Origin of the sequence: Glaciecola sp. 1036, assembly GCF_050306235.1 — a bacterium.
Lineage (GTDB): Bacteria > Pseudomonadota > Gammaproteobacteria > Enterobacterales > Alteromonadaceae > Glaciecola.
Genome location: NZ_JBLWFH010000008.1, coordinates 14,612 through 25,894, shown reverse-complemented (window position 1 = coordinate 25,894; position 11,283 = coordinate 14,612). Strand labels below are relative to the sequence as shown.

The 11,283-nt window shown below is 42.4% G+C and carries 7 protein-coding genes; 2 read left to right on the top strand and 5 right to left on the bottom strand.

From position 1 onward, the window contains the following. The first annotated feature begins 34 nt into the window (after positions 1–34). Positions 35–2,689 (top strand): TonB-dependent receptor, encoded by a 2,655-nt coding sequence (locus tag ACNKW3_RS12605; protein ID WP_427399658.1) that lies wholly within the window; start codon positions 35–37, stop codon positions 2,687–2,689. Positions 2,690–2,788: 99 nt separating this feature from the next. Then, positions 2,789–4,732: a tetratricopeptide repeat-containing sulfotransferase family protein gene (locus ACNKW3_RS12600; protein WP_427399657.1), complete on the top strand. Its 1,944-nt coding sequence runs from the start codon at positions 2,789–2,791 to the stop codon at positions 4,730–4,732. 1 nt (position 4,733) lies between these two features. Here the strand turns inward: ACNKW3_RS12600 and ACNKW3_RS12595 are convergent, their stop codons facing one another. The 5 genes from ACNKW3_RS12595 to ACNKW3_RS12575 form a co-directional block, all read right to left on the bottom strand. After that, complete coding sequence (locus tag ACNKW3_RS12595) at positions 4,734–5,675, bottom strand: alpha/beta hydrolase (RefSeq protein WP_427399656.1); 942 nt, start codon at positions 5,673–5,675, stop codon at positions 4,734–4,736. Between the two features lie 34 nt (positions 5,676–5,709). After that, positions 5,710–6,999 carry a glycosyl hydrolase family 8 gene (locus ACNKW3_RS12590; protein ID WP_427399655.1) on the bottom strand — a complete coding sequence of 430 codons (1,290 nt, stop codon included), beginning with the start codon at positions 6,997–6,999 and terminating at the stop codon, positions 5,710–5,712. Between the two features lie 175 nt (positions 7,000–7,174). Further along, complete coding sequence (locus tag ACNKW3_RS12585) at positions 7,175–8,308, bottom strand: endo-1,4-beta-xylanase (RefSeq protein ID WP_427399654.1); 1,134 nt, start codon at positions 8,306–8,308, stop codon at positions 7,175–7,177. Positions 8,309–8,320: 12 nt separating this feature from the next. Next, entirely contained in the window at positions 8,321–8,725 is a 405-nt protein-coding gene (locus tag ACNKW3_RS12580) for a Dabb family protein (protein WP_427399653.1), read from the bottom strand. Positions 8,726–8,784: 59 nt separating this feature from the next. Then, the gene (locus ACNKW3_RS12575; protein WP_427399652.1) at positions 8,785–11,259 is read right to left on the bottom strand and encodes a glycoside hydrolase family 9 protein; all 2,475 of its coding nucleotides are present in this window, start codon (positions 11,257–11,259) and stop codon (positions 8,785–8,787) included. Positions 11,260–11,283: the final 24 nt, after the last annotated feature.

The following is an 11,283-nucleotide window of genomic DNA, read 5'->3' as shown; positions in this document are numbered from 1 at the left end:
TTTTAAACGGTAATTACTCAGGGAAAAATAAAATATGATGAAGTCTAAACTTAGCCTAGCGATTCTCGCTGCTATGGCTAGTAACACTGCTTTTGCTCAAGATAATGAGACAAGTCAGGATGAATCAAAAATTGAAACTATTGAGGTAACCGCTACCAAGGTCGCCGAATCTATTCAAGACGTACCTGTAACTGTTTCAGCATTAAATGGTAAAGCACTGGAAAATTTAGGCATTGATGATTTTGGAGACTATGTTGAGTTTCTCCCCAATGTCACCTTTCAGGGGACAGGACCTGGACAAAATGAAATCTATATCCGTGGTGCAGCAACTACTCAAACTAATATTTCCGTTTCTTCGGTTCAAGCGCTTCAACCATCTGTCGCTTTATATTTAGATGAACAACCTATATCGATGCAGGGTAGAAACCTAGACGTTTTCGCCACTGACATGGAGCGTATTGAGGTATTGCCGGGACCGCAAGGCACTTTATTTGGTGCAAGCTCGCAATCAGGTACGGTACGATTAATAACTAAAAAACCTGACCACTTCGGATTTTCAGCTGGTACAGACGTAGATTTCTCTATGACTAAAGGCGGCGAAAATAGTAGTACTGTCGAAGGTTATTTTAATTTTACCCCGACTGATGACTTAGCAATTAGAATTGCGGCTTACAACTCTAAACAAGGCGGATGGATCGACAACATCCGAAATGAGCCTGGTGAAGGTGGGTACATTGGTAGCGCGGTAGTGATTGACCGTATTTCTGGCGGCGTCTTATCTGATGCAGCTAATACACCTGTCATTTCCCCAAACAACGATGCTTTAATAGAAGAAGATATCAACGATGCAGTTTATTCTGGCGCACGTTTTGGTCTGTCCTACATCTACAATAGTGATTGGAGTGTGTTAATTCAACATACATCACAGTCGCTAGAAACTGAAGGTGTATTCGCCTATGACCCCAACTTAGACGGTGAGAGTTCTACCAACAGATTTACACCTGAAGATAATGATGACGAATTTGGTTTAACTACCTGGACCATCGAAGGTCGCTTAGCCAAACTTGACCTCGTGTACACCGGTGGTTACTTGGATAGAGATATTGATTCTCTGATTGACTACACAGGTTATACCAATGGTGGTTTGTTCTCGGCTTACTATGTGTGTAATCACTATGAAGCTGCAACGCCTGCTGATGAAATGTGTTTGGATCCGACTAAGTTCTATAAAGAAGACACCCAAACATCAAGAGTTACTCACGAGTTTAGATTCAACACCGACCAAACAAACGATTGGCGTGTAACTGCGGGTGTGTTCTACGATAAGCAAGACGTTGACACCATAGGTATGTTTAATATTGCCAATACAGAGCTCGGCTTTTTCACCGATTTAGCCAGAACCACTGTAGGCACAGAAGGTATCAACAGTGATGGCGGACCTTTCCCATCAGAAATTAGTTTCGTAAACGACGTGTCTCATGGTATTGACCAAATTGCGGTTTTCGGACAATTAGAATATGACATTACTGATACCCTAACAGGTTCAATCGGCGCTCGTTGGTACGAAATTGAAGACAGCTACAAGGGCTCAACCACTACCGTTGACGTGAGTCGCCGACTACGTGCATTTGGGACATTAGATCCTGATGAACTAACCGCCGTAGGACTAGATCCAACAGCTGTACAACAGGCGATTCAAAGTGGCCAACTTAACGTGGATTTACTCGACGACAATGGTGTTCTTAAAGTAGACGATACTATATTTAAGTTCTCATTAGACTGGAAAGCCACTGATGATGTATTGCTGTATGCTACCTATTCAGAAGGTTTCAGACCGCCAGTAACTAACCGTGTTGGTGGTGGGCTTTCATCTTCTCAGGCTGGTGCTTTCGAGGGCTTCAGAATACCTGTGTATTCATTGACGGATACCCTTAAAAACTATGAATTAGGAATGAAAGGAGACTTCTTAGATGGCATTCTGCGGGTCAATGCGACGGCCTACCGTTCAGATATCACAGACTTGCAAACATCTAGATTTGATCCAACCAATATTAGTTTCTTAGTATTCACTGACAACGTGGGTGATGCTGAAATCACAGGGTTAGATGCAGATCTAACTTGGTTAGCGACTGACAACTTGGTCATCAATGCGGCCTTTAGCTTATTAGATACCGAATTAACGTCGATTAACCCAGAATTGGAAGGCATAGCACTTCCAGTCGGTGCTGAACTGCCTTATTCGGCGAATTTTTCAGGCAATTTACGCGCACGTTATTTCTTTGAACTCGAAGATGGCATGGAAGGTTTCGTAAATGCTTCTATTTCATACACTGGCGATAGACTAGCCGGCATGAATATGGATGCCTATGTGGTGGAAGATGCGACTCGCCTAATTTATGGCGTTGGTTCTAGACTTCCCATTCAGCAAGAAGCTGCGAACTTTGCCGGTGTTAACTACACAGACGCCAATGGCAATGCGTTTAGAGGTGGTCGTTACATCCAAGAAAGCTATGCTATAACTAACGTGTCCGTTGGGATCACTAAAGATAGCTGGAAAGCGGAACTATACATCGATAACTTGATGGATGAGAGTGCAGTACTCTACATAGATACCCAGCAGTTTACGCCAAAAGTTGTGACTAATCGTCCGCGAACCCTTGGGGTCAGATTATCCTATGATTTCTTTTAACGGATAAAACAAAAGCCTAAGGCAAGCATTTCATGCTTGCCTTTTTTCTTTATAATAAACGTTAATTATACAAGCTGAACATTAAGGATGTTGTAACCTTTGAATGCTCAACAACAACTAAGAAAAGCCCTGAGCCAAGGGGACTTTAATTACGTTATTCAAAATGCTAAAACACTGATTGATAATGCCGAAAACGAAAAACAAAGTATCGAATTTCGCTATATCTTAGCGGTTGCTTTTCGGCTCAAAGGTGAACTTCAACAAGCTATTAAAGTAAATACTGCCATCATTCAGGTCGCGCCTGAACATGCCAGAGCCCATCAAGAATTAGGTTATCTCTATGCCAAATTAGGAGATACCCTAGCTTCAGCGGATAATTTTTATCAAGCTACCCAGCGTAATCCCGCCCTTTTGGCCAGTTGGAAATCATTAGTTCAGCATTACGCGGCGGTTGGGAACAAAGCAGCCTTGGACCTAGCCAACGCGCAAATTCAATATCTTTCGAATCTCCCTCCTCCGGTGTTACAGGCAAGAGATTTAATGAATGAGGGGCAACTTTATGAAGCAGACAAGCTTTGCCGTCAATACTTGCAAAAACAAAAGCATGATAAAGAGGGGCTAACCCTATTAGCTGAAATAGGCATAGCTTTAAAGATTTATGGTGAGGCTGAGTTTTTGTTGGAGAGTTGTTTAGCTTTACACCCTGAGCATGTTCCGGCTGGGATTGAATACGTAAAGTTATTGAGCAAAATGGGGAAATTCAAACAGGCTTTAGATGTCGCAGAGAATTTGTTGGAAAAGCGTCCTGATAATCCTGTAATTTTAACGACCAAGGCCACAGCCTTGGTTGGCATAGGTGAAATTGAACAAGCCATTTCAATCTATTTATCGCTGTTGGATACACATCAACAACATAGTCTGCATTTACTTCTCGGCCATGCATACAAAGCAAAAGGCGATTTAGCCAAAGCTATTGACAGTTATCAGCAAGCTTACAAGATCAATCCGAGTTTTGGGGATGCTTATTGGAGTTTGGCCAATACAAAAACCTATAAGTTCAGCGAAAATGAAATTGCAGCAATGCAGACCCAACTTAAGAATGAAATTTCAAGCAACGACCAAATCCACTTTTGTTTTGCGTTAGGCAAGGCATTTGAAGACCGAAAAGACTACGTCAAGTCGTTTCATTTTTACCATCTAGGCAATGAGAAGAAAAATCAGTCTACCGGCTACCGTCCTGAATTCATTGAGCAACAAGTCATCAATCAAAAACGCGTATTTAACCCTGAGCTGTTTAAACGATTCGCTGATGTTGGTTGCCCTCAACCTGATCCAATATTTATTGTGGGCCTTCCAAGAGCTGGTTCTACCCTGTTGGAACAAATTCTAGCATCCCATTCTCAAGTCGACGGCACTATGGAGCTGCATAACATTATTGGTCTAGTTGCGCGTTTACGCGGCCAGCAAAATCGATACCCGGATATTATCAACGAACTTAATCCAGAATATTTTGCAAAATTTGGTGAGCAATATCTCAAAGAAACTCAAGTTTACCGAGACTCCGCACCTTTTTTCATCGATAAAATGCCGAACAATTTTATGTTTATTGGCTTGATTAAACTCATTTTACCCAAGGCAAAAATCATCGATGCTCGCAGGGAACCTATGGCCTGTTGCTTTAGCGGGTTTAAACAACTTTTCGGAGAAGGCCAAGAGTTTACTTACGGCTTAGAAAATATTAGTAAATACTACAATTCGTATTTAGAGATGATGGAACATTGGGATCAAGTGCTTCCTGGACATGTGTTGCGTGTTCAGCATGAAGATGTGATTAATGACTTGGAAGGTCAAGTGAAACGCATTCTGGAATATTGTAATCTACCTTTTGAGCAAGCTTGCATTGAGTACTACAAAACTGAAAGGACAATTAAAACACCTAGTTCAGAACAAGTAAGACAGCCAATCTTCAAAGATAGTATGCAACAGTGGAAGCATTACGAAGCGTTTTTGCAGCCGCTCAAAGATATACTCAAATTGAGCTAAGTTAATGCCACAACCAGCGCAACGCCTCAGGTAACAAGATACCAGCATGTCGGTCATTGTGTTCACCATCGGTCCACACATAGGTAAATTCATAGCGAGGACCTAACCGTTCTTGCTCGTCAGCATTACGATTGGCATAGCCTAGCGCCTTAACCATTTGCTGATTAGCCAAAAACCAATTACCCCACTCGTTGTCCAAATCATTGCTACCATCTTGAAAAAAGATACGTAAGGGGCGAATGGGTGTTCGTCTTATTAAGCTAGGGTAGTCCTGACCGCCGGGTTGATTAGGTAAAATATCTGGGCGGTATCCAATGGATACATAACTACCAATAGCGCTGTAAACTTTGCGAAAATAATCAGGTCTGTGCCAAGCGGCTGTAAAGGCAGCAATAGCGCCACTGCTTGTCCCAGCAATTGCCCGTTGTTCAGGATCCTTAGTAAGTGCATACTCCTTCTCGACGAGCGGAATAAGCTCTTCGATCAACATTCGTGCATAAGCATCGGTCAATACATCATATTCTTGCCAACGATGATTAGGGTTACTCATTCCTAAGTTGTCAGGATAGGTTTGACTGGTGTTGCCTGGTGTGACGAACAATCCGATTGTGACTGGAATAGCGCCCTTAGCAATAAGATTATCAAGCACCTGTGGCACACGCAAAGAGCCGTTAGGGTTACTAGCGCGCTGACCATCTTGAAACACCAGCAAACTGGCTGGTGTGCTAGCTTGATATTGTGATGGAACGTAAATCCAATATCTACGCACCGTATTTTGGATAATTTTACTGTGAAATTCTAAAGGACCAATTAACTCACCTTGTGGCACATTTGGTTGAGGGTTTGAATCTGAAGTATAGGCTAGGTTTGTGCGTACTTGGTCATCAATCGACCAAGCACTCATTGCCCAACTTAATAGTATAGTAAAAACAAAAATTCGCATGCTTCTCTTTCCATTGAGTAGTCTCAGTTTTAATTTAATACCAGGCCTTAAATTCACCACTACAATGCAACAGCGCCATCATATACAACATGCCATCGTAGTATCTATAAGGTCCAGTAGGAATTGGACGTTCCCAAAGTGCCGCTAAAAACTTCTGCCTGCGCGGATGATCGGCGGCCAGACTCGCAGTAGCATTCATTGCCACGATTCCAGTTGTTTGGCCACCACCCAGAGGTTTTCCGTCCAGCGTATATAAACTCTTATATTCATCCATGCCTTGAGATTCAAAGAAGGCTTGCAAGCGGTTGCTCAACTCGACTTGTCGCTGATCAGCTTTCCACCAGCTCCAATCTACCGACCAATTCATTGCGGTTCGCCAAGCATCATAGCGATAATCCACACTTTCAGGACGCCATGATGCCGCCCAAGGTGTGGCGTCGAAATTGCCATAATCAGGGGTTAACCCTGTGTCTGGGTGAGAAGCCTGATTGAAATAGTCCCTGCTCACCTGAGTAGCCTGCTGCCAAAAATCCCTATCTTTTTCAGGACCTACTTTTGCCCAAATCTGATAGAAAGCAGGCAGGTGATAGGAAGCATCTGTGCGCTCAGAATTCACCACATCAGGAGTGAATCGCACCATTTTGTGCTCTTTATCAAATAGATTTATCGCCGTCATTTCACCGCGATTTGTAGGACCAGTTATGGATTCGCGATGCAAAATGTCACGCAGTATTTTATCGCCCCAGAGAGAGTAAGCGTAAATACCTTTGCCATCGCCCCAACGCTTGGATGCAAAATACAAAGCTGTAGCAAAATACTCTTCACCGTCGGGTGCAGGCATTTCATCTAACTTTTCTCCCTGTGTACTAACACTCCAAGCAAAAAAGCCCTTGGCGGGATGTTCATCGGCATCATTGTACATATGAGATAATGACCAGTTCCAAAGTGCATCAAATACTGCTTTATCATTCATTTGCACAGCTATCATCATGCCGTAACTCATGCCTTCAGAACGCACATCATTACTGTTCACGTCCCAAATATAAGCTTTTTCACCGTACGCATTACTTCCGTCGGGATAATAAACTGCTTGGGTTTTAGGATCGCCAAAAAACAATTGTTGATAGGCGGCCGTTATTTTAGCTCGCACTTGCTCAGGAGAACGCTGCGTCACTTGCACAAACAAGTTAGGATACTCATGGCTTACGGCAGCTCCAACGGGACGATTCGGTAGTTTAACCTCCCCATTGCTATCAGCAAGCAGTTCACTGCATCCTGATAACACCAGATAAAAAGCCAATACCAGAATGATTTTTGTTTTCATTTTTTATCCTACAAATTTTGTAAATAATGGACCCCTAAATAATGGAGCCGTAGTTCATTTAAATAATGGAGCCGTAGTTCATTCTCACCTTTCACTCAAATGGACAACGGAAATTCCGCAGTATGGTGAGAATGAACTACGGCTCCATTATTTAAATGAACTACGGCTCCATTATTTAGGGGTCCATTGTTGGGATAATGATGACGGAATGAAACGCCGGTTTTGCCTTGAAATTACGGTCGAACAAGAGCGGATAATTGGTTCTTTCTGCGATAGGGTAACCATTTTTCCAACTCATACTGTCATCGACTCCCCAAAGGGTTACGCGATCAATTTTGTCGCGCTTTTTATAAAAAATTCCGAAAAGCTCTGCGTAACGATCTGCTAATTGCTGTTCCACCTCTTCAGGTAATCCCTCTTTATAGGGATCTAAAAATACTTCAAACTCTTCTAGCTGAAACTGCGGATGTAACATACCTGTCCCAATAATTTGTCCTTCTTTGGTAAGTGGCAGTACATCGACATCAAGTTCAGTAATCATGACTTTTACACCTAAGGCTGCATATGCATCGATAGCCTCTTCAATGTATTGGTTTTTCGGAAAATTCAATCCCCAATGACCTTGAATACCAATGCCATCGATACGAATACCAGCGTCTTGCAGCATTTTTACCATACGCACTATGCCTTTCACTTTTGCGGGGCGCCAAGCATTAAAATCGTTGTAATAAAGTTCAGCTTCAGGCGCAAATTCCTGTGCATATCGAAACGCGACTTTGACCATTTCATCGCCACTGCCAACAGCATTCACCCAGGTGGTAGGTCGATAATTGCCATCGTTGTCAATGACTTCGTTTACCACATCCCATGCGTGAATGCGTCCTTTGTAGCGACCTGCAACTGTTTTAATGTGCTCGCGCATTCGGGCTAATTGCTGTTCTGGCGTATTAGGTTCGCCTTTTTGATTGGTAAAAAACCAGTTGGGGGTTTGATTGTGCCACACTAAAGTATGGCCAATAATGAACATATCTTTAGCTTCTGCAAATTCAACAAAAGCATCTGCAGCCGCCCAATTATATTGCCCTGATTCAGTTAGAGGCCCGGCTTTTAAGACATTTTCAGCGGTCACTGTATTAAAATGCCGAACAACAATATCTTGCGCCTTGGAATTATTTCCTGAGGTTATGTCTTCATTGACGGCAACGCCAATTTTGAATGCGTTTTGATAAGCGTCTTTTAAAGAATTTTCAGTCCCTGAGGCATGTAAACTCAATAAAACGAGAACTGCCGTTACCATCCATTTCACCATAATGCTCTCTTATTAGTCCTTTAAAATACTGGTGGAATCGTAAACCACGACTTTTGACCACAGATGTTGAGCGTCTTCCACAAACTTAATGTGCACAGGTTCGACTTGATAAGCATCTTGAGCCGCTTTATCTTCGAAAGTCACCACCAAGGTATAATCATAGCTACTGTCGACCACGCCTCGACCAGAAGGTGCAACAACCCCTATATGCTTAGTTTTTACATAATCTGAGTTATCGATAAAGGTAGTCAGATGATGAAGAAAAGCATCTCTGTCTTCTTGGTTTTCAGGATTGTTCAACCAAAAGTAAACACTGTGAACAAATCCACCTGGTGCTATTACTTCTTGTTCAGCCTTACTATTACCACTCATTGTGAGCATTACCACGGCAATTAAAGCGACTAAAATTGATTTCATTATTGGGTTTCCTTTTTGCGCATTTCCCTTGACGAGAAAAATTGATAAAAAATGTCATACTATTTTGCCCTATTCACTAGATCATTAGTGGCATGCACCAACATAATATAAGAAGCCCCTAAATTAATCACATACTCATTTTCGCCCCATAAAAATGGCCAATCTTCTTTATTTTCAGGTAAATCAGGCTTCAAAATCAGCACACCAGGTACAATACCCCCTGATATAAATGAAAAGTCCGCTCGATTCATGCCATAGGCAACTTGTTTAGAGCGTGTGCCTACATTAGAAACAAAGGAAATATCCGAATCTGGATGAGTGCCATAAAGATAATTTAAACCACTGAATACGGCTTCTGGAGATACCAACTCAGGGAAAGCTTTATGTAGATAATAATGATTAATTGCTTGACGAATAATAAACCCATTACCCGCCCAGCCACCTTCGGTGATGGTAACTCCAAACGGATTTTCAGGGGTTTCCAATTGCTTTATATACGTTTGTGCAAGGTTTTTTATCTTGCCCTGAAAAGCCTCATCCATCAAAGGTAAAATTCGCACTAATATGCCTATATGCATGGCAAAATTTTCCTCGATTTCCGGCCATAAATCATTTACAGCCTGAGCAAATTCAGATGAGTTAGTTGTGATCAATAACTCTGCCGCCGCTTTAAGTTTTTCAGCCTCTAGTGGACCGCCGGTGGTATTTCCATGACGAAAGGTAAATGGCGGATGGGATTGCTCTTCATTCCAAGCAGCTAAGGCTGTATCTTGAGCTTCTTTTGCCAGCTCAGGATTGTGCTCTGCCAAGGCTCTGCTGGTAGCAGTCAATGCAGCAATAGAACCGTAGTTGACGGCTGATGATCGACTTGTAAACACCCATCTATCATCAAACACACCACTTTGTTTACCATCGGATTCCAATGGTGACATATCAGGGTTATAGATAAGATTGTCCGTCATGGTCAAGCCATCACCTAAATGGGTGTATTGGGAAATATCAGGTACTATGATGCCATTAATCGCGCGTCCAAAGGCACGGTGCTGCGCCAATAACGCCAAGGCCCCATGTTCTATTTGTTGCAAGATATCAGGTTTGCCATCAGGTACGTGTAAATCTACATACTTGCGGTCATAGTCAACCAAAGTAGTGTCGCGCAAAGGTTTAAACTGCTCCCACACCTCAACTAAGCCCTGTACCGCACGGTATTGAGTTTGGGTGCGAATATCGTAGTCACCCGCATCATACCAGCCACCTATGTTTAAACCGGGCACATGTTCACCAGGCTGGTAAGGACTATCCGTAGTTGGACCTTGAGCATACAAATCGAAATGTTCGTGGTTTACAGGTGCTTGTAAAGCGTCGTCTAAATGAGATGCCCCGTGCCATACTCTGTAAGCCTCATTGACTAATACATGATCCATTTGCACTGGGAAGAATACATCAAGTGTTGGATGCCAAGCTTGCTCGTAAACATCTTTAGCAATTTTAAAAGGTGCAGTAATCACGTTATCGTATTGAAGCTGATAAATACCAGATTCAGTCACCTGACTAAAATCAAATTTTGCATACTGATAACGTTTATACTGCCCCCAAAACTCAGGCAAAGACGATGCCACTAAGGTTTTCTCACCGCTTTTATTTACTTTGTATAGACTTGCCTTAGCACCTAACTGTGCATGTTTATCCAATTCAATTACGGCGACTTTATTCTGATTAGGGTGATAACCCACCTGAGAATGGGCAATGACAGGATCTCTAAGCCAGTTTTCTTGGGTGCTAGCACTTAGCTTCCATTCCAATACCTTGCCCGTCTTATTAGCAGGTAAAAGAGAGCGAACAACAAACCAACCATTTTGTGCTTTGCTGCGACCGTCATACAACGCCAGTTCTACATCTTTGGATTCAATACTTACTCTGCGGTTAGCATCCTCGGGCGCTAATACTAGATGATGACCACTAGCCAAAGGCGTCGGTGCCTGAATTCCATTTTGTTCTTTAGGGCCGCTTGGATAAATAGGAAACGCACCAAACTGATTATCTGCTATAAAAGATTTATGAAAGTAGGCTGTCGGTAAAAATTCTAAGTTAAAACCAGCGACCCCTTCCAAGGCTTGCGGTAGCTTTTTAGGCAGGTGAACTGACAATGTAAAATGATCATCTAGCGACACTACTTTCACTGAAAACGCAAAGCCATAATCGGGATAATGTAGAAAGGCTTCTATACTGTTTTCATCTCGGTCGATTTTTCGTTCGATAAACGCAGGAATTGGATCCCATTGTTCAGGTGTTGCATTCAACCGCACATCACCATTGGTTACCGTGCGTATGCCATGATGAATAAATTCCACGCCACTTATTTTAGAATCACTGAAAAGTCCGTTGTACCAGTTGCTGTATACAAGGACATTTAAACCGCGCGTTTCAAAGTAATCCAAATCATTGAGTTTAATGGTTTTTTCAGATGCCAACGATGACAAACTAAATGTTACCAATAGCGCCATCGCAATTTGTTTTACAGACCACATTCTCATAGATCTTCCTAGACATTGATTTAA

Bases quoted from the DNA above. Each gene is read 5' to 3' on its own strand.
- ACNKW3_RS12605 (WP_427399658.1), top strand. From the start codon at position 35: ATGATGAAGTCTAAACTTAGCCTAGCGATTCTCGCTGCTATGGCTAGT.
- ACNKW3_RS12595 (WP_427399656.1), bottom strand. From the start codon at position 5,675: ATGCGAATTTTTGTTTTTACTATACTATTAAGTTGGGCAATGAGTGCT.
- ACNKW3_RS12590 (WP_427399655.1), bottom strand. From the start codon at position 6,999: ATGAAAACAAAAATCATTCTGGTATTGGCTTTTTATCTGGTGTTATCA.
- ACNKW3_RS12585 (WP_427399654.1), bottom strand. From the start codon at position 8,308: ATGGTGAAATGGATGGTAACGGCAGTTCTCGTTTTATTGAGTTTACAT.
- ACNKW3_RS12580 (WP_427399653.1), bottom strand. From the start codon at position 8,725: ATGAAATCAATTTTAGTCGCTTTAATTGCCGTGGTAATGCTCACAATG.
- ACNKW3_RS12575 (WP_427399652.1), bottom strand. From the start codon at position 11,259: ATGAGAATGTGGTCTGTAAAACAAATTGCGATGGCGCTATTGGTAACA.